Here is a 13,464-nt window from a genome sequence, read left to right as displayed (position 1 = left end):
GCTTCGGACTCATAAGCCACGCAGTCCTCGCAGAGTTTGTGGTCGCCGCAGATTTGGCAGCCGCATCGCTTGCACGCATAAAATATTTCGAGCTTTGAGCCACATCTCATGAAACCACCCACGCAATAGTAAGAATCGTTACGGCAACAGTAAGGAGCGTTACCCTGGTTGCGACAACGTCGATTCGGTTGCTGTTTCTGATCGTTGCGACGATGAGGCGGTGCTCGACGTCGGCCAGCTTTTTGGTGAGCCGCTCGTTTTCGGACTGGAGTTGCTGGAACTCGGTACGCTGGTCGTAGGTCATGACCACCCCCAAACAAGAAGCGCTGCGAATTGGAGTCCGAAAGCCAGCGCCATGAAGATCAGCGGCATCTGGTCGACGTGGATTGATATCTGTGACTTGGCGGCTGCGACTTCATGCACGAGAGCCCTGAGCGAATAGAACTGCTGTTTCATGTTTCGGACCTCATAATTGCTGAGCGAGCTTTGTATATCGCGCAGACGGTTCCGCATATCGTCCGCCACTTCTTCTGCAAGCTCCCTGCTATCGCGCCGAACCCTTTCGTATGCCTTCTGAGCCTCTTTCATCTCATGCATTAGCTGCTGGTGCTGCTGGGTCAGTTCGTCATGCTTGCGATTCAGCTCCTCATGGTTCTGGAGTAGCGGATTGATCGCCTCCCAACATGCGCCGACCATGCCGTCGACGTAGGCTTTCTGCTGGACTTCTTGCTTACTGCTCATGTCTTCTCGTCCTCACCCGCTAAAGCCCGTAATTCACCGGCAAGCTGGATCAACTGCTCTCGGTCCATGTTCAGGCCGAACCAGTCGCCACAGCGCTCCCAGAGGGAGAAACTGCCGTCCTCGCATCGCTGCACCCGAATGACCTGCTCCTCATTCAGCTGCTGCAATAGCGGCTTTGAGGTGTTCGCGTAGGTAAGTCCTCTCATGCCTTCTCACCCCGCTTGATCTGATCATCCAGTTCCAGAAGCACCAGCAGACCCCATGCAGCATGTGCAAGGTGAGGTAGGCCAGACTCTGAATCGTTGCGCTCGTGCGCTGAGGCGAGCAGGTGACGGTAAACGGCGTCTCTGTATCGGCTCGTCGCGTTATCAACCTTGCGCCAGTTATCCGGAGCGTATTTCTCTGCACCGAATGTTGTTACCTTGGCGACTTCATTCAGCGCCAAGGCGAAGCCGTCAACCATGAGGCCGGTTCGTGGCTTGCCGGTGTCGTGCTTCATGCCTTGGTTGCAGGGCTCTGGGCGAACCAAGCCCTCTTCCGGACGCAACTTGGCCGGTGCTGGCTCGAGCCACGTAGGCGGGATGCCTTTCAGTGGTCGATAGCCGACACACGAGCCGCAGCAGTTCGACCCGTCAATCCACATGAAGCCCTCAGCGTCGTTGGTTTTGCAGCGGGCACACTTCGGCTGGCTCATCGATTCCACCACTTCACACTCGCACTCATTGCGCTATCGATGGAGAGGTCGTTTAGTGGGGCTGGGTGGTCGGGTTTTGGTGGTTCTGCTGGCATTTGCAAAAGGGTCATGCCGTTTGCGAACACGGTGTAGATTGCGCCGCTTGGCAAGGTTTCACGGCCTACGATTTCAGGCATGGCTAAGCCGTCCAGACTTGCCGGTTCGCCGTCGCACATATCGTCCAGCACTACCGGTTCAGGCTCCGGCGTAGAGGTAAGCGCCTTGTACGCGATTTCGTCATGCGTCCTGAGAGCCTGCGCCGTGCAAGCATCCCAAGCAGCCGCTTGTCCTGCGTGAAACTCATCCAGGCTTATCTTTCCGCTCAAATAATCTGAAAAGCTCATTCGTCGTCTTCCTCGTCCTGCTCAACTTTCCGAAACCGATCCGCGATACACCCCCAGATCACCAGCCCTGCGATTGTTCCGAACAGCGCTACTGTGTAGAGGGTGTCGCGGAGCTTGGTCACTTTGTTCTGTTTGGAAACAGAATCGACTTCAAGACGCCGAGGCCGATTACGACCCAAACGAAGGGCATAAACCCGATCTCAGGCGGATCGGTGATGAACGGTGCAACTGCGTAGACCCACACCATCTGAAGAATCCAGGCGTTCAACATGACGAGCAACGCCGCCACAACCAGCACAATCGCAATCTTTCCTATGATCTGAGCCCAGCTTTCCTGCTTCACAAACAAACTCGGTGCTTTCTTCATGGTCTTGCCTCTTTGATTGATCGGTTTTGCCACTGGTTACCAGCGAGCATTGAAACGCTCATCTGCCCGGTACACCTGCTGGTAGATATCAGGATGATGCTTGGCGACGTATGACCGAACGGCTTTGGACCTGCCGCGCTTGCCTGACTGGTATCTGCGCTGCTGAATCTGGGCTGCGTGCTCTAGGCTCTTGATCATTGCTGTACCTCTTTGGATGATTCTGTTTGTTCGACGGTGCAGTTCTTGTTGATGTAGTTGTTTGCGACGTGACCTGTAGTGCAGGACACCACGAGAAACGACAGGAAGATGAATGGGCCGAGATTTTTCATGCTGCTAACTCCAAGTTAAGCCCGATAAGCGGGCGACGAATTGCTGGCTGCTCTGCCCTGTGCTTGCCGAGCATGGTTTTCGGGGCTGGGCCGGTTGCGGGCCATTGCATGTGATCCGGCAGGATGAAGTCGTTCAGCCTCAGAACACCGTTGTTCACCGAGGCTATATGGTCGCCAGTGAGCCCGGTAACCGCCTTTTGACCGCCGACAAGGCCGAGGAGCTTCAGCGCGTTCAGCAAATCCTTGACCTTGATCGCCTTGCGCTCCTGAACAATGGCGTAGATGGCTGAATAGATGCCGCGTGACATTGTGGGCTTAACATTTCCGTCCGGTCGCTCTTTGCGCTTCTGTAGGTTCTCGGCCCGCTTGGATCGCGGGGTGTAATTGCCGTCAGACTTCCGAAACAATTTGACCGTGCTGTGAGCGAGGCAGAAATGAGCGCCCGCCCTGAATACTGAGAGCTTGCTGTCGACGACCTGCTGCCAAAAGTGGTGCGTAGATTTCACCGTGGCTAGCCGAACGGGAATAGTTGCGCCAGGCTTCAGGCCGCATTCGACACAGTTGAAGAACTGCCGACGCACTTCCAGATAGACCGGCTTGTCGCCTTGGTCTGATCGATGCGTGTCATGGCGCAGGGTTACTGACCTGGAGCCGCCTTTGGTGAATTGCCTGCCAGAACAGTGCGGGCATTCCTCCAGGCCGGTTAAGCATTCGTAGAAGTGAATGATCTGATCGGGCAAAACTCTGGTGGTTCGATACTTCATGCCTTCAAAATGTGGAGTGTTCACGCTGCTACCGCCTTTTTGATCTGGTTCAGTTGTTGTTTTAGGACTCTGTTTTCGTTCTGTAGTTCTGCGTTCATCTGGATCATCTTGCGTAGACGGGTCCAGAGGGTTTCGATTTGCTTCTGCTCGAGCTGGCTGTCGCTCATGAGCCCATTGCCTCCTGCACCACTTCAGCCATGAACTGCGCGGCATGGCCCGATGTAACGTCATCGCAAACGAATCTGAAAACGGTCCAGCCGATTCGAGCGGCGGCGTTGTACTTCCGGCAGTCTTCAGCCATACCCTTGCCTCTGCTATGCCTGCCCTGGACCCATGTACCGCCTTCGATTTCCGCAGCGATCTGCAATTCAGGCCAGGCGAAATCAAGACGCCAATCGCGTAGCCCGGCTTCTGCCAGGCGCTTCTTCGTTCCCTTGCCTGTGCCGCCAGCGTGCTGGGCCGCAAACCGGTACTCGGCTTCATGGTCGGCAACTTTCAGTGCTCGGAGGTGGAGCGTCATCGTCTTCTCAAGCTGGCTCATCGCTTCACCCCTTTGACAGTCACCAAGCCCATGTCGATCCACCGGCGCCACGTTCTGACCATAGCCCTAGCCTTGTACCAACTTTCCTCGTTGCGCTCCGTGCCGGGCCAGTGGCGGCGGCCATCGATCACGTCATGGCAGTCTGCACAGGCGAAACAGGCGGCTATGTCGTCTGACTTGCGGCTCATGCCGTGGGATTCGTCAGGCAGATGCGCGAGAACGACCGTCTCGGTGTTGCCCTGACAGGCGCCAACGATAGCTAAAGTACAAGTCTCGCCACGGGCAGAATCGCGCAGGGCTTTCGATTGAATCCTCATGCTGCCCGTACCTCTTCGCCATGCTCATTCCACATGCGCCCGGTCTGCTGTGACCAAACCGCGCCCATATCCGCGCCAGTTGCGTACACAAATTCGATAAACTCGGTCATTTTCCGCTTGCTGTATTTGCTGGTCTGCGCGCCCAAGGCAATGATCCCTCGACCGTCCAACGCCGGGGCGTACCGCGTCTCGCCCTCAAATGTCGCGGTGAGCAAGTTTTTCCAGTCTTCTGGGCTGTACTTCTGGCCGCAGTGCTCAACGGAGCGGGCAAAATCGCTAAGCAACGCCCACATAAGGTTGTTCTGATCCGTGGAGCGGGTTGGCCTGCCGAACTTGAGGCGCACCGGGCCAGCTTGAAGGCCGCGCAGAATCAACTCCTGAATGTGAGCGATCTGCTGGCGGTAATCTCGGATGACGACGCTATGCTCTCTCACTCAACACCCCCAAAATCCGGCAATGCCCCACCTTCCCGAACCCACTTCGCATGATTCGCCATGTACTCGTCGCCGTAATCCTCTGCCGCTGTCTTCGCTTTGATAAACTCATCGCCGCTGAAGCATTCACACGAGGCGAACTCGATGCAGGTTTCGTCAATCAGCAGGCCCGAGTAAGTCGGGCATTCGTGTTTGAATTTGCCGTCGATCATGCGATTGCCCTCATAAGTTGCCGCCCGTTTGTCTTGAAGACAGCCAGCGCGAATCCTTCTGGCGTGGCGCTTCTGAAGTTGGCTCTGCTGGGCCCAGGTGGAGCCTTGTGTATCCGGTCATCCGGAGCGCCGAGCAGATCGTTCTGGTAGGCTTCAGGCATCACAAAGCCCCCCCCCGGTCCAGAGGCAGGTTTTCTTGGTGTAGTTGTCTTCGGCTTTGTAGCCGGTGAAATGGTGAGGACTGAACGTGTAATCAGACTTGCGCCAATGGCTTGCTATGTTGCTGACCGGGTTTTCAATGAGGTAAGGCGCATCTGTCCACTCGCAAAACTCAGCAGCAGTGGCAAACATTTCGATACTTCGCGCCAGCAAACGGAGGCCTTTACCCTTGAACCAGCGAGCGCCCGATACGGCCAGGTGATCGCACGGAGGGAATGCCGAGACGAACGCTATGCGCGAACGCTCAACAGGAGGTAGCCAAGGCCGCATCAGGTCGGCATGAACTTTATGCATTCTGCCGTTGCTGGTGATCCCACCGGATTCGTAAGCGGCTGGATGCTGGGTATCCACGCTGTAACACTCATAGCCGGCGTCGAGCCAGGGCTTCAGCATGGTGCCGGTCAGATCGAACAGGCTTATCGATATGTCTCTCATTTGGCATACCCCCCAAAATCCCGACCCCGAACAAACCCGCGCCAGGTCTTATCAACCGCCAGCGCTGCCTGACCGGCTCGCTTGAGTTCGAGCAGAATCACTTCGATAGAGCCCTTGTCTATGCCGGTGCAGTCGTGTATCTGGCCTATGGTTAGGTCGTCGGACTGGATTGCGGATAGGACTTTTTGTTTTGGGGTCATGCTGCAAGCTCCCGCTCGAAGTCGTCGCTGAAAATGTCGCAGGACTCTTCGCAGCCGTTAGGTTGATCGAGGTCGAACAGAGGAATCTGGTACTCGTGCTGACCTTCCCTGAACAGCTGGAAATCTCGCTCTGCGGCCTCAGCAATGATTTGCTCAGCTGACCGACTTCTTCTGAAGAAAACGCGCTCACCTTCGCCGGCACCAGTCAAAGCGTGCTCGGCCTCCATTCGCTTCATGAAGTCGAAGGCAGCAGGGTCTTCGTGAGCTATGGTGTAGAGCTTCCTGTCCGTCTTCTTCCAGCAGGTAACGCAGTTGCCAAGATGCTCCGAAAGTCCGAGATCAAACTCCTGACCCCTCCACCACGTCAGCACGTCCTGTTTGGTCACTCCGAGCTTGATGAGCGGATACCAGAGGTTTTCGGCCTTGGCCTTGATGCTCATTCGGTCGATTTCATCAGCCCTAATTCCAATAGCCGTGTGGTAGACGCCTTTCTCCCAGCCAATCGAACGGGTATAGCTTCGGATCGGATTGAGCTTCAGCTCGCGGTTGCAGTGTGGGAAGGCGCGGTTGCTGATCCCGTATTTGCAAATTACATCCTCGAAAGGCTCGCCATTGCGCGCAGCGGTTTCGAAATTGACGACCTTGTGCGTGCACCCGACCCGGCCATCGTTGGTCACAGCCTCAAGCCAGACGACGCCAAGGCCCCATGCCTGATCGCACTTGTGCACGAACTCAAGCGTCTTCTCGTGCTCAAGGCCTGTATTGGCGAACACGTAGATGATTTCGTGAGTGTCGGAAAAGTTATCCTGTATCCACTTGGCCATGAATGCGGAGGTTCTGCCGCCGCTGAAACTGACGAATATTTTCTTCACGCCGCATCCTCCAGCTTCAGCCGCTCTTTCGCCGCCCGCTCATCCAGAAATCGGAACAGCGCAGCCAGGTCTTCAGCGTGCCCCGCGTCGTTCTTCCGCCGCGCAGCCAGTGCCGCAGCCTTTCGGGCTTCAGCAGCCTTGGTCAGCTCGCCTTCGATGCTTGCCAGAACGTCAGCCAGGACGACTTTGCCAATGGCTTTGTCGTGTGGGCCGGCCATGAATATTTCGTCTTCAAAGCGCTTCATCATCGACCCCCAAGTCTTTGACCAGTCGGATGATGTTCTGCTTGCCAGCGACCTGTGAGAGCGGCACAGACGGCAATGCTTTGCCTGTTCCAGACCGGAGAATCGCCAGAGCTTTCTGCGGGTCACCGATCAAGCGCGGCTCAGGGATGAAGTCGGGGTATTCCAGGGCGTTTACCTGCTCCTCGATGCCGATCAGCTTGCGCGGGTGGCGCAATGGCGGCTTGGCCTGGTAGCCCCTGTAACGCTTCTGAAACTCATTGCCGTAGAACTTCAACGTTTCCTCGTCCAGCTTGCCGAGACGTATCCAGCCCCCTGTGTCCTCGATGATCGCCATGATGATGGGATCGTCAAAAACCACCGTGGCGTTGTTGCCGGGGGAGCGGACGGCCGCATCGACTTTGGACCATGCCAGCATCGGCGCGGTGCCGAGGTCGCCATCGATGTACCGGACGATATCGGCAGGCTTGGGAACGAAGCGCCCGCCGTCTGTGTCGTCGAGGTGACGCTGTAGCGCCCGGTCAACGGCGCTGTACTCGTACTTCGCCAGTTGTCGGAAAATGATTGATATGGCCTGGTCAGACATCGACTTGCCGTAGATTTCGCCCGTGGCTTTCCAGAGCGCCGCAAATTTCGGAAGATCGCTTTTGGTCATCAGTCAGGTATCCCGTCGAGTAGGCCAGATTCGAGAATGCGTTTCGTTTGCTCGTCGTTCTCGCGCTTGAAATCGTCGATGGTGCGGGGGCCGCCGAAGCGGGGCTTGTTCTTCGCGCCAAACTTGATGCTGTTGCGCATCCAGGTTCGCCAGGTAGCGATCCAGTCGGTTTTGAGATTGCCCGCTCCCCGGTGGTGATCGAGGAACTGTTCGGTTTCGGAAACGAGATCGACGGTCACGCCGGTTTTCTGCGCCCAATTGAACATTGCGTCGGTGATTTCGAGCGCGTCAGGGGCGCAAGTTCCTGGCGCCTTCGCCTTTCGCTTGGCTTTCGGTTTGGCTGGCTCTGGGGATGGTTCGGGAGAACCAAAATCAAGTTCGGGATCAACTTTTGTCGGCGCGTCTTCGCGCGAAAAATCTTTAGAACTTATGTCTAGTGTCTTAATTACTTCAGTATTACTTACTAGAGAATGGGCCACCTTTGCCGCTTCTCTGGGCCTACTCTGGGCCTGCTCTGTTTTTTCGGCATGATAAGAAACTGTAAATTCTTCGTAATTACAAAGCCTTATCAGCGTTATCCTGTTGCGCTTGTTCTGGGCCTTCTCTGGGCCTGCTTCTTGTGTTGTCTGGGCCTGAAATTCGACGGTTTCAAAGGTCAAAACGCCCTGCTTTTTCCAGTACGCTAGACCTCTTTTCAGCTTGTCTCTGGTCATTTCGGGCGAGCATTCTGCTGTGAGATTTGCCTGCGTAGTGAGCAGATCGCCAGGGCTCAAATAAACCATGACAGACCCAATTTGCTTCGCGCTTGACTTGTACTCAGCCAGGTCGAGTACGGTTGATAAAACATCGCGCTGTACCAGGCTGGCTTTGCGCCATGCGTCGGAGCGCTTGAGAGATCGAGGTGTCACATAGAACCCCGCTGTTCGAGTCGCCGTGAATGGCAGCACGTTAGACTTGACCCAAGTGGATTGTTGGGCGCTCATATAAGCCCCCTTGCGAAAGCTGTTCGTGGTGCGGTAGTATTCATTCGTGTTGCTTACCTTTGCTGGTGATGGACACACAGCCGCTCTTGCCAGCGGCTATTTTTTTGCCTGTTAAAACTGCTGACGCTTGAGTGTTCGGTTTTTACCTAGGCTAGAAATAGCGCCTTTCTCTGCCTTCCCTGCCCCTTCCTCAGAATCCCTCCCGATATCTACAATGCGCTGGAACAAATCTTTTGCGTCCCGACAGGAACGCAATTGATCGAAGAATGGTGCGAGCTCTGCCGCCCGCTTTAACTGTTCTTCCAGTTGGCTGTGAATCACGCTGCCTCGTTTTTGTTATTAAAAATTTCCCGCTCCAAGGCACTCAGGCCATGCAGGAAAAGGCGGTACATCAGGCGGGCTTCCTCCCCACCTATTGCATCTAGGAGCCGTGAGACTCGCTCTATGTCGTATTCGTTGACTGAAATTCGCTTCTGCGTATCACGTACAGACCTCCTGTCGCGTTTCATGTCCTATCTCCGTGTATTTATGTTCGTTGAGAGCCGTCTACGCGGCTTTTTGATGCTGTAAAAAGGTGATGATTTTCTCGACGGTCGAGTACTTCGGGTCCACCGATTCGGGCTCTCTTGTCACAATTTTTGTGAGCGATGACAGGCCGATTCCGCTCTCGTCCGATATCTCCCGCCAGGTTTTTCCTGTGCGAGCTTTGTGCTCGCGAAGGGCGGATAGAAGGGTCGGAATATCCATGCTCTGCTCCAAGTTAATTTCACGATCGTGAATAGAATATATGCAGTCACCGTGAAATGCAATGCCACTATCATGAAGAGCGAGTGATTTATCCACGACAGGAGTTACCGGGTGCTTAAGCAAAACTTAGGTAAGAACATGATCACCAGGCGGGAGGCGCTCGGGCTGGAGCGCAAGGATCTTCACGCCCGATGCGGTGTCAGCGTGTCTCAGATCGGCTACATCGAGAACGCCAGGGAAAAAAACAACATTACCCTTGACGTGCTCGATCGCCTGTCTGAAGGGCTGAAAATGCCCGGCTGGGCGCTGATACTGCCAGATAATCAATTCGTTGCGGGCAGGAGCGATGCCTCACTCAAAGCCCTAAAGATTTTTGAAGGCCTTGATGCGCAGGCACAAGACAAGGCCCTTGCTTACCTATCTGACCTGTCTGCACTCCAGGCAGCACGCACCAGCAAGCCTTAATTCATTACAATTAGGCAATGATTCTTGCTTTTTGCGGGGGTTGATATTTGCGTCGCTCCAGACTATAAAATTTTGGCTAATCGGCATGGCAATAAGGTTATCAACCGCTTAGCCAGACCGCCCCTCTCAAGCCTGATCAGAATTTGAACATTTATATTTTCCAGCGACGTTAATGTCAACCTTAAGTGGTTGACACTTCTAGCGTTTCCGTTCATTGCAATGAAATCTTGAACCGGCTACATTGGCTCTCAGCAGAGCAAACTTTGACCTAGTTTAAAGCTCTGTTGGCTTGAAACGACATGATGCGTCGTCGAAATAGCTACACTTTCCACCTTCATTTTTAGCTGAGTCGTCAATTATGGAAAATGTTGTCGCCCTTGTAGATGCACTTGAGAGCAAGGTCCATTTCAAAGCAGCTTGCATTAGGCTCGAAGCCTCAACAGGCTTTCCTGACTACACAATTATCCAGCGCCTTGACCAGATCGAAACGATTCTCGACGATGTTCAACGAATCCAGCACCTGTGCCACCAAGCCCTATCCGCAAAAAAAGCCTCGTAACCCCTAAATAAATTCACGATCGTGCATTGACATACCCCTAAAACCGCGTATAGTTTTCACTATAGTGAAACGAAAAACGGGGTTATGTCCATGCAAGCCACCTTAAGAGTCCTCAAATACGCAGCATGCTTCGGCATCGTCTGGGCGATCCTCACCTACGTCGGCCCGACCGGCTACGAAGATGCGAAGCGGGACGAAGCCTACAACTGCAAGCACTTCCCGACCGCCTTCTCTTACTGCGCTGACGTTCTTGCGAGGGCTGGCAAATGATCGCACAACTCAAAAGAGCATGGGCCTGGCTCAACCCAAAGCGCCCGCCTTCCAAGTGGGACAACATCGAGACAGACGCCGAGCTGATCCGACTGATTCACAAAGCACACGCTGAACAGAATTGGGAGTTGCACGAGGAACTGTGCGACGAACTGGAAGAGCGCGACCTGTGGAGCAGACCGCTATGAACGACGCACAGAGGCTTATGGCCCAGGCAATCATGTACTGCAACGCCGAGTCACTAGAGGCAACGATCTGTAACACCGTGATCGTCTGCAATGCCATCAGGGACAACATGCGGCACGACGTGACCTTGTACCTGAAAGAAGGCCGCACGGCAGAAGCGAGAGTTGCGGGCCTCGCCGTGTACCGAATGGACCAGATGCTCGACGCAATTTCAAACATCACAGAGGCGGCAGGACGATGAGCAGTCATGCGGTAAGGATTCCAGGCGGCATAGCGCATTTCAGACGGACGGACACCTACTTCATTCACAACGGCGTCCGGTTCTATTGCGACTTTCACCATTACCTCGGCCCTGACTTTTCATACGACAAGCACGGCGAGAAGCAGTGCAAGTTTGAGGATATCCCAGAGGCAGTTTGGGACAAGTTCGGCAAGTGGTTTTCGAAGCAGAGACGAGCCAATCGACCAGGTTTTTCGGAGGTTATATGAGCGCACCAAGACAACCACACGATCTGATGCAAACAGCCATCTACCTGGGCGATTACAAGCTCGAAGACGAGGCCGGCGAACGGGTTTGGGACGCTCAGGAGAAGTCGGAGCGGCGGCACGATGAAATCTGCGACCAGCTGAAGTCGGGCGACATGTCCAGCGTGAAGATGTTCCGCGAATTGGAAGACAGCAACGTCCTCTGTGAGCTGCTGGCATGGGCTTCACGAGGTTACACGGACCTTAACGAGACTTCGATCAGAAAGATGATTGAGCGGGCTGTGAAGCTTGGGGCTGATGAGATTCTGGCGAAGGAGGAGGCGGCGTGAACGGGTTCGTGATGATCGTATTTTTCAGCATTCTGTTTGTCGCCGCAGTCTCCATTCGTGATTTGACGGACAAGGTGGAGCAGCTTGAAGCAGGCTGCCGGCCAGAGGAGCAAGGCAAATGAGCATAACCATCTTCACTCTAGCCGGCATCCTGATCCTGCTACTCACAGCAGCAGCATTCGACCGACAAATGAAAGGCCTCGACAAAATAATAAGGAGCACAACACATGAAAACGAGAATCCGGAAAGCTGAGCTTCTGATGTGCGCGCTGGTCGTGCTGGTTTTGGGTCTGGCGGCTCAGGTGGTCGTTAACGTTAGCGAGATTAATCGAATTACAGCGGGTGAGCAGAAATGAGCAACGTAACGAAATCCGAGTCTCTGAAGGAGCTGGCAAGCGCTCTGGCGAAGGCTCAGGCAGAGATAGGCAACGCGGCGAAGAACAGTAAGAACCCGCACTTCAAAAGCTCTTACGCGGACCTTGCGGAGATTCTGAACACGACTCGGCCAGTGCTGTCTAAGCACGGCCTGAGCGTCGTCCAGATGCCTGGTTACGGCGAGCAGTTGGTGACGCTGACAACGCTGCTCATGCACTCATCGGGTGAGTACATCGAGTCCGAGTGCTGCACGCCGATTGCTAAGCATGACGCCCAGCAAGTCGGCTCCGCTCTCACCTACTTGCGCAGGTACTCATTAGCGGCTGTGTGCGGCATTGCGCAGGAAGATGACGACGGTAACGCAGCTACGGCAGCAGCGCCCCGTCAGCAGGCTCAGAAGGCCGCGCAGGCGCAATCAAAACCAGCGCTGAAGCCAGGCACTAAGGCATGGGGCAATGCCATTGCAGCCTACAAGCGTGATGGCAACCTTGTCGCTGTTCTGGAGCACATGGAAATCAGCCCGGAAGTCAGACGGATGATTATGGAAGAGGCTAACAGCGAGCCCGCACAGGCAGGTGCCGCGTGATCTTTCACGACGTGGAGCAGAACACGGACGCATGGCTTGCGCTCCGCGTCGGCAGAATCACGTCGTCCAATTTGTCAAAGCTGATGGCCCATGAAGGAAAGGCCTTTGGCGAACCCGCAAAGCAGTATGCGGTGAATATCTGCATCGAACGAGCCATAGGCAGGCCGGTTGGTGGCGGGTTCTCAAACTCGCACATGGAACGCGGGCACGAGCAAGAAGGTTTGGCGCGGGCGCTGTACGAAGCGGAGACGTTTTCAACGGTCAGCAACGGCGGGTTTTTCGAGCTGGATGATATTGGCTGCTCCCCAGATGGGCTGGTGTATGACGATGGCGAGGTTGAAATCAAGTCGGTTATCCCGGCCATTCACTTCGCAAACATCAAGCGCCAGACGATAGACCCTGTCTATAAGTGGCAGATCATCGGGAACGTCCATTTCACACAGCGCGACTGGATTGACTCGATCTCGTACTGCGCGGACTTCCCGCCCGATAAGCAGCTGTATCGCTGCCGGGTCTACAGAGAGAAGACTCAGGACGAGTTCAAGCGGCTCATGGCGCGGATAGACGAGTTCAGGAAGCTGATCGACAAGACAGCGAAGGTTATCGATTCATCACAATACACAGTAGAGGCAGCGTAATGTCAGATTTCAATTCATGCACATTTTCTGGGCGTTTAGGCAAAGATCCTGAAGCCAAAGCGACACAGTCGGGAATGATCATTAGCGGCTTTTCCATTGCCTGCAGTCGCAAATACAAGGGTGAAGAATCCACTGAATGGCTCGACATGACGGCCTTCGGAAAGCTGGCAGAAATCTGCAACCAGTATTTGAAGAAAGGCAGCAAGGTTCTCGTTCGCTGCCGCCTTCAGACAGACACCTGGGATAAGGATGGCGTGAAGCAGTACCGGACGAAATTCATCGTTGAAGAGCTTCAGATGCTCGACAGCAAAGGCGACAACAGCGGATCACCGGAGTATAGCGGGCGGCAGGAGCCTCAGAGGCAGGCGGCTCAGCCGGAGTCGGCACTAGACCCGATGGATGACTTCGACTCAGACGTGCCATTTTGATCTAACA

32 protein-coding genes are annotated in these 13,464 nt (G+C 54.8%); 11 read left to right on the top strand and 21 right to left on the bottom strand.

Annotated features, from left to right (window positions below):
• Positions 1 to 106 precede the first annotated feature (106 nt).
• The 21 genes from ACH3PB_RS03520 to ACH3PB_RS03420 form a co-directional block, all read right to left on the bottom strand.
• Complete coding sequence (locus ACH3PB_RS03520; RefSeq protein WP_416398111.1) at positions 107 to 304, bottom strand: hypothetical protein; 198 nt, start codon at positions 302 to 304, stop codon at positions 107 to 109.
• Positions 301 to 741 carry a hypothetical protein gene (locus ACH3PB_RS03515; RefSeq protein WP_416398110.1) on the bottom strand — a complete coding sequence of 147 codons (441 nt, stop codon included), beginning with the start codon at positions 739 to 741 and terminating at the stop codon, positions 301 to 303. The genes ACH3PB_RS03520 and ACH3PB_RS03515 overlap by 4 nt, the downstream gene beginning before the upstream one ends.
• The gene (locus tag ACH3PB_RS03510; RefSeq protein WP_416398109.1) at positions 738 to 947 is read right to left on the bottom strand and encodes a hypothetical protein; all 210 of its coding nucleotides are present in this window, start codon (positions 945 to 947) and stop codon (positions 738 to 740) included. Before ACH3PB_RS03510 ends, ACH3PB_RS03515 begins: the two co-directional genes overlap by 4 nt.
• The gene (locus ACH3PB_RS03505; protein ID WP_416398108.1) at positions 944 to 1,435 is read right to left on the bottom strand and encodes a dATP/dGTP diphosphohydrolase domain-containing protein; all 492 of its coding nucleotides are present in this window, start codon (positions 1,433 to 1,435) and stop codon (positions 944 to 946) included. Before ACH3PB_RS03505 ends, ACH3PB_RS03510 begins: the two co-directional genes overlap by 4 nt.
• Positions 1,432 to 1,818, bottom strand: a complete 387-nt coding sequence (locus ACH3PB_RS03500) for a hypothetical protein (RefSeq protein WP_416398107.1) — start codon at positions 1,816 to 1,818, stop codon at positions 1,432 to 1,434. The genes ACH3PB_RS03505 and ACH3PB_RS03500 overlap by 4 nt, the downstream gene beginning before the upstream one ends.
• Positions 1,815 to 1,940, bottom strand: a complete 126-nt coding sequence (locus ACH3PB_RS03495; protein ID WP_416398106.1) for a hypothetical protein — start codon at positions 1,938 to 1,940, stop codon at positions 1,815 to 1,817. Before ACH3PB_RS03495 ends, ACH3PB_RS03500 begins: the two co-directional genes overlap by 4 nt.
• Positions 1,937 to 2,185, bottom strand: a complete 249-nt coding sequence (locus ACH3PB_RS03490) for a hypothetical protein (RefSeq protein WP_416398105.1) — start codon at positions 2,183 to 2,185, stop codon at positions 1,937 to 1,939. Before ACH3PB_RS03490 ends, ACH3PB_RS03495 begins: the two co-directional genes overlap by 4 nt.
• A 36-nt stretch (positions 2,186 to 2,221) precedes the next feature.
• Complete coding sequence (locus ACH3PB_RS03485) at positions 2,222 to 2,383, bottom strand: hypothetical protein (RefSeq protein ID WP_416398104.1); 162 nt, start codon at positions 2,381 to 2,383, stop codon at positions 2,222 to 2,224.
• A 127-nt stretch (positions 2,384 to 2,510) separates the two neighbouring features.
• On the bottom strand, positions 2,511 to 3,302 hold the full coding sequence (locus tag ACH3PB_RS03480) for a transposase family protein (RefSeq protein WP_416398103.1): 792 nt from the start codon (positions 3,300 to 3,302) through the stop codon (positions 2,511 to 2,513).
• Entirely contained in the window at positions 3,299 to 3,445 is a 147-nt protein-coding gene (locus ACH3PB_RS03475; RefSeq protein ID WP_416398102.1) for a hypothetical protein, read from the bottom strand. The genes ACH3PB_RS03480 and ACH3PB_RS03475 overlap by 4 nt, the downstream gene beginning before the upstream one ends.
• On the bottom strand, positions 3,442 to 3,819 hold the full coding sequence (locus ACH3PB_RS03470) for a hypothetical protein (protein ID WP_416398101.1): 378 nt from the start codon (positions 3,817 to 3,819) through the stop codon (positions 3,442 to 3,444). The genes ACH3PB_RS03475 and ACH3PB_RS03470 overlap by 4 nt, the downstream gene beginning before the upstream one ends.
• On the bottom strand, positions 3,816 to 4,136 hold the full coding sequence (locus ACH3PB_RS03465) for a nuclease domain-containing protein (RefSeq protein ID WP_416398100.1): 321 nt from the start codon (positions 4,134 to 4,136) through the stop codon (positions 3,816 to 3,818). Before ACH3PB_RS03465 ends, ACH3PB_RS03470 begins: the two co-directional genes overlap by 4 nt.
• Positions 4,133 to 4,570: a recombination protein NinB gene (locus ACH3PB_RS03460; protein WP_416398099.1), complete on the bottom strand. Its 438-nt coding sequence runs from the start codon at positions 4,568 to 4,570 to the stop codon at positions 4,133 to 4,135. Before ACH3PB_RS03460 ends, ACH3PB_RS03465 begins: the two co-directional genes overlap by 4 nt.
• On the bottom strand, positions 4,567 to 4,782 hold the full coding sequence (locus ACH3PB_RS03455) for a hypothetical protein (protein ID WP_416398098.1): 216 nt from the start codon (positions 4,780 to 4,782) through the stop codon (positions 4,567 to 4,569). The genes ACH3PB_RS03460 and ACH3PB_RS03455 overlap by 4 nt, the downstream gene beginning before the upstream one ends.
• A gap of 153 nt (positions 4,783 to 4,935) precedes the next feature.
• Positions 4,936 to 5,436 carry a hypothetical protein gene (locus ACH3PB_RS03450; protein ID WP_416398097.1) on the bottom strand — a complete coding sequence of 167 codons (501 nt, stop codon included), beginning with the start codon at positions 5,434 to 5,436 and terminating at the stop codon, positions 4,936 to 4,938.
• Positions 5,433 to 5,636 carry a hypothetical protein gene (locus ACH3PB_RS03445; RefSeq protein WP_416398096.1) on the bottom strand — a complete coding sequence of 68 codons (204 nt, stop codon included), beginning with the start codon at positions 5,634 to 5,636 and terminating at the stop codon, positions 5,433 to 5,435. The genes ACH3PB_RS03450 and ACH3PB_RS03445 overlap by 4 nt, the downstream gene beginning before the upstream one ends.
• On the bottom strand, positions 5,633 to 6,508 hold the full coding sequence (locus ACH3PB_RS03440) for a hypothetical protein (protein WP_416398095.1): 876 nt from the start codon (positions 6,506 to 6,508) through the stop codon (positions 5,633 to 5,635). Before ACH3PB_RS03440 ends, ACH3PB_RS03445 begins: the two co-directional genes overlap by 4 nt.
• The gene (locus tag ACH3PB_RS03435; RefSeq protein ID WP_416398094.1) at positions 6,505 to 6,756 is read right to left on the bottom strand and encodes a hypothetical protein; all 252 of its coding nucleotides are present in this window, start codon (positions 6,754 to 6,756) and stop codon (positions 6,505 to 6,507) included. Before ACH3PB_RS03435 ends, ACH3PB_RS03440 begins: the two co-directional genes overlap by 4 nt.
• Positions 6,740 to 7,405, bottom strand: a complete 666-nt coding sequence (locus ACH3PB_RS03430) for a DUF6475 domain-containing protein (RefSeq protein ID WP_416398093.1) — start codon at positions 7,403 to 7,405, stop codon at positions 6,740 to 6,742. Before ACH3PB_RS03430 ends, ACH3PB_RS03435 begins: the two co-directional genes overlap by 17 nt.
• Positions 7,405 to 8,388 (bottom strand): hypothetical protein, encoded by a 984-nt coding sequence (locus ACH3PB_RS03425; RefSeq protein ID WP_416398092.1) that lies wholly within the window; start codon positions 8,386 to 8,388, stop codon positions 7,405 to 7,407. The genes ACH3PB_RS03430 and ACH3PB_RS03425 overlap by 1 nt, the downstream gene beginning before the upstream one ends.
• A gap of 546 nt (positions 8,389 to 8,934) precedes the next feature.
• Positions 8,935 to 9,135: a hypothetical protein gene (locus ACH3PB_RS03420; protein ID WP_416398091.1), complete on the bottom strand. Its 201-nt coding sequence runs from the start codon at positions 9,133 to 9,135 to the stop codon at positions 8,935 to 8,937.
• Positions 9,136 to 9,246: 111 nt separating this feature from the next.
• Between ACH3PB_RS03420 and ACH3PB_RS03415 the strand changes: the two genes are divergently transcribed.
• From ACH3PB_RS03415 to ACH3PB_RS03365, 11 genes are all read left to right on the top strand, one after another.
• Positions 9,247 to 9,600: a helix-turn-helix domain-containing protein gene (locus tag ACH3PB_RS03415; protein ID WP_416398090.1), complete on the top strand. Its 354-nt coding sequence runs from the start codon at positions 9,247 to 9,249 to the stop codon at positions 9,598 to 9,600.
• Between the two features lie 649 nt (positions 9,601 to 10,249).
• Positions 10,250 to 10,429, top strand: a complete 180-nt coding sequence (locus ACH3PB_RS03410; RefSeq protein ID WP_416398089.1) for a hypothetical protein — start codon at positions 10,250 to 10,252, stop codon at positions 10,427 to 10,429.
• A complete protein-coding gene (locus tag ACH3PB_RS03405) occupies positions 10,426 to 10,617 on the top strand; it encodes a hypothetical protein (RefSeq protein ID WP_416398088.1) in 192 nt (63 codons plus the stop codon). Before ACH3PB_RS03410 ends, ACH3PB_RS03405 begins: the two co-directional genes overlap by 4 nt.
• The gene (locus ACH3PB_RS03400; protein WP_416398087.1) at positions 10,614 to 10,856 is read left to right on the top strand and encodes a hypothetical protein; all 243 of its coding nucleotides are present in this window, start codon (positions 10,614 to 10,616) and stop codon (positions 10,854 to 10,856) included. The genes ACH3PB_RS03405 and ACH3PB_RS03400 overlap by 4 nt, the downstream gene beginning before the upstream one ends.
• Positions 10,853 to 11,104, top strand: a complete 252-nt coding sequence (locus ACH3PB_RS03395; RefSeq protein ID WP_416398086.1) for a hypothetical protein — start codon at positions 10,853 to 10,855, stop codon at positions 11,102 to 11,104. Before ACH3PB_RS03400 ends, ACH3PB_RS03395 begins: the two co-directional genes overlap by 4 nt.
• Positions 11,101 to 11,430 carry a hypothetical protein gene (locus tag ACH3PB_RS03390; RefSeq protein ID WP_416398085.1) on the top strand — a complete coding sequence of 110 codons (330 nt, stop codon included), beginning with the start codon at positions 11,101 to 11,103 and terminating at the stop codon, positions 11,428 to 11,430. The genes ACH3PB_RS03395 and ACH3PB_RS03390 overlap by 4 nt, the downstream gene beginning before the upstream one ends.
• Complete coding sequence (locus ACH3PB_RS03385; RefSeq protein WP_416398084.1) at positions 11,427 to 11,552, top strand: hypothetical protein; 126 nt, start codon at positions 11,427 to 11,429, stop codon at positions 11,550 to 11,552. The genes ACH3PB_RS03390 and ACH3PB_RS03385 overlap by 4 nt, the downstream gene beginning before the upstream one ends.
• A 105-nt stretch (positions 11,553 to 11,657) precedes the next feature.
• Positions 11,658 to 11,786, top strand: a complete 129-nt coding sequence (locus ACH3PB_RS03380) for a hypothetical protein (protein WP_416398083.1) — start codon at positions 11,658 to 11,660, stop codon at positions 11,784 to 11,786.
• Positions 11,783 to 12,391 carry an ERF family protein gene (locus tag ACH3PB_RS03375; RefSeq protein WP_416398082.1) on the top strand — a complete coding sequence of 203 codons (609 nt, stop codon included), beginning with the start codon at positions 11,783 to 11,785 and terminating at the stop codon, positions 12,389 to 12,391. The genes ACH3PB_RS03380 and ACH3PB_RS03375 overlap by 4 nt, the downstream gene beginning before the upstream one ends.
• Positions 12,388 to 13,029 (top strand): YqaJ viral recombinase family protein, encoded by a 642-nt coding sequence (locus ACH3PB_RS03370; protein WP_416398081.1) that lies wholly within the window; start codon positions 12,388 to 12,390, stop codon positions 13,027 to 13,029. Before ACH3PB_RS03375 ends, ACH3PB_RS03370 begins: the two co-directional genes overlap by 4 nt.
• Complete coding sequence (locus ACH3PB_RS03365) at positions 13,029 to 13,457, top strand: single-stranded DNA-binding protein (protein WP_416398080.1); 429 nt, start codon at positions 13,029 to 13,031, stop codon at positions 13,455 to 13,457. Before ACH3PB_RS03370 ends, ACH3PB_RS03365 begins: the two co-directional genes overlap by 1 nt.
• The last annotated feature ends 7 nt before the right edge of the window (positions 13,458 to 13,464 follow it).

The organism is Allohahella sp. A8, assembly GCF_047946665.1.
In the GTDB taxonomy this organism is placed as follows: Bacteria; Pseudomonadota; Gammaproteobacteria; order Pseudomonadales; family Oleiphilaceae; genus Allohahella.
The sequence above is the reverse complement of the archived record's forward strand: the minus strand, read 5'-3'. Positions and strand labels throughout refer to the sequence as shown.

What these genes read in the sequence shown, in the direction of transcription:
- ACH3PB_RS03500 (WP_416398107.1), bottom strand. Translation starts at nt 1,818, where the DNA reads ATGAGCTTTTCAGATTATTTGAGCGGAAAGATAAGCCTGGATGAGTTT.
- ACH3PB_RS03395 (WP_416398086.1), top strand. Translation starts at nt 10,853, where the DNA reads ATGAGCAGTCATGCGGTAAGGATTCCAGGCGGCATAGCGCATTTCAGA.
- ACH3PB_RS03410 (WP_416398089.1), top strand. Translation starts at nt 10,250, where the DNA reads ATGCAAGCCACCTTAAGAGTCCTCAAATACGCAGCATGCTTCGGCATC.
- ACH3PB_RS03445 (WP_416398096.1), bottom strand. Translation starts at nt 5,636, where the DNA reads ATGACCCCAAAACAAAAAGTCCTATCCGCAATCCAGTCCGACGACCTA.
- ACH3PB_RS03520 (WP_416398111.1), bottom strand. Translation starts at nt 304, where the DNA reads ATGACCTACGACCAGCGTACCGAGTTCCAGCAACTCCAGTCCGAAAAC.
- ACH3PB_RS03375 (WP_416398082.1), top strand. Translation starts at nt 11,783, where the DNA reads ATGAGCAACGTAACGAAATCCGAGTCTCTGAAGGAGCTGGCAAGCGCT.
- ACH3PB_RS03515 (WP_416398110.1), bottom strand. Translation starts at nt 741, where the DNA reads ATGAGCAGTAAGCAAGAAGTCCAGCAGAAAGCCTACGTCGACGGCATG.
- ACH3PB_RS03380 (WP_416398083.1), top strand. Translation starts at nt 11,658, where the DNA reads ATGAAAACGAGAATCCGGAAAGCTGAGCTTCTGATGTGCGCGCTGGTC.
- ACH3PB_RS03505 (WP_416398108.1), bottom strand. Translation starts at nt 1,435, where the DNA reads ATGAGCCAGCCGAAGTGTGCCCGCTGCAAAACCAACGACGCTGAGGGC.
- ACH3PB_RS03405 (WP_416398088.1), top strand. Translation starts at nt 10,426, where the DNA reads ATGATCGCACAACTCAAAAGAGCATGGGCCTGGCTCAACCCAAAGCGC.
- ACH3PB_RS03420 (WP_416398091.1), bottom strand. Translation starts at nt 9,135, where the DNA reads ATGGATATTCCGACCCTTCTATCCGCCCTTCGCGAGCACAAAGCTCGC.
- ACH3PB_RS03465 (WP_416398100.1), bottom strand. Translation starts at nt 4,136, where the DNA reads ATGAGGATTCAATCGAAAGCCCTGCGCGATTCTGCCCGTGGCGAGACT.
- ACH3PB_RS03430 (WP_416398093.1), bottom strand. Translation starts at nt 7,405, where the DNA reads ATGACCAAAAGCGATCTTCCGAAATTTGCGGCGCTCTGGAAAGCCACG.
- ACH3PB_RS03400 (WP_416398087.1), top strand. Translation starts at nt 10,614, where the DNA reads ATGAACGACGCACAGAGGCTTATGGCCCAGGCAATCATGTACTGCAAC.
- ACH3PB_RS03455 (WP_416398098.1), bottom strand. Translation starts at nt 4,782, where the DNA reads ATGATCGACGGCAAATTCAAACACGAATGCCCGACTTACTCGGGCCTG.
- ACH3PB_RS03365 (WP_416398080.1), top strand. Translation starts at nt 13,029, where the DNA reads ATGTCAGATTTCAATTCATGCACATTTTCTGGGCGTTTAGGCAAAGAT.
- ACH3PB_RS03390 (WP_416398085.1), top strand. Translation starts at nt 11,101, where the DNA reads ATGAGCGCACCAAGACAACCACACGATCTGATGCAAACAGCCATCTAC.
- ACH3PB_RS03425 (WP_416398092.1), bottom strand. Translation starts at nt 8,388, where the DNA reads ATGAGCGCCCAACAATCCACTTGGGTCAAGTCTAACGTGCTGCCATTC.
- ACH3PB_RS03470 (WP_416398101.1), bottom strand. Translation starts at nt 3,819, where the DNA reads ATGAGCCAGCTTGAGAAGACGATGACGCTCCACCTCCGAGCACTGAAA.
- ACH3PB_RS03435 (WP_416398094.1), bottom strand. Translation starts at nt 6,756, where the DNA reads ATGATGAAGCGCTTTGAAGACGAAATATTCATGGCCGGCCCACACGAC.
- ACH3PB_RS03450 (WP_416398097.1), bottom strand. Translation starts at nt 5,436, where the DNA reads ATGAGAGACATATCGATAAGCCTGTTCGATCTGACCGGCACCATGCTG.
- ACH3PB_RS03475 (WP_416398102.1), bottom strand. Translation starts at nt 3,445, where the DNA reads ATGAGCGACAGCCAGCTCGAGCAGAAGCAAATCGAAACCCTCTGGACC.
- ACH3PB_RS03485 (WP_416398104.1), bottom strand. Translation starts at nt 2,383, where the DNA reads ATGATCAAGAGCCTAGAGCACGCAGCCCAGATTCAGCAGCGCAGATAC.
- ACH3PB_RS03510 (WP_416398109.1), bottom strand. Translation starts at nt 947, where the DNA reads ATGAGAGGACTTACCTACGCGAACACCTCAAAGCCGCTATTGCAGCAG.
- ACH3PB_RS03490 (WP_416398105.1), bottom strand. Translation starts at nt 2,185, where the DNA reads ATGAAGAAAGCACCGAGTTTGTTTGTGAAGCAGGAAAGCTGGGCTCAG.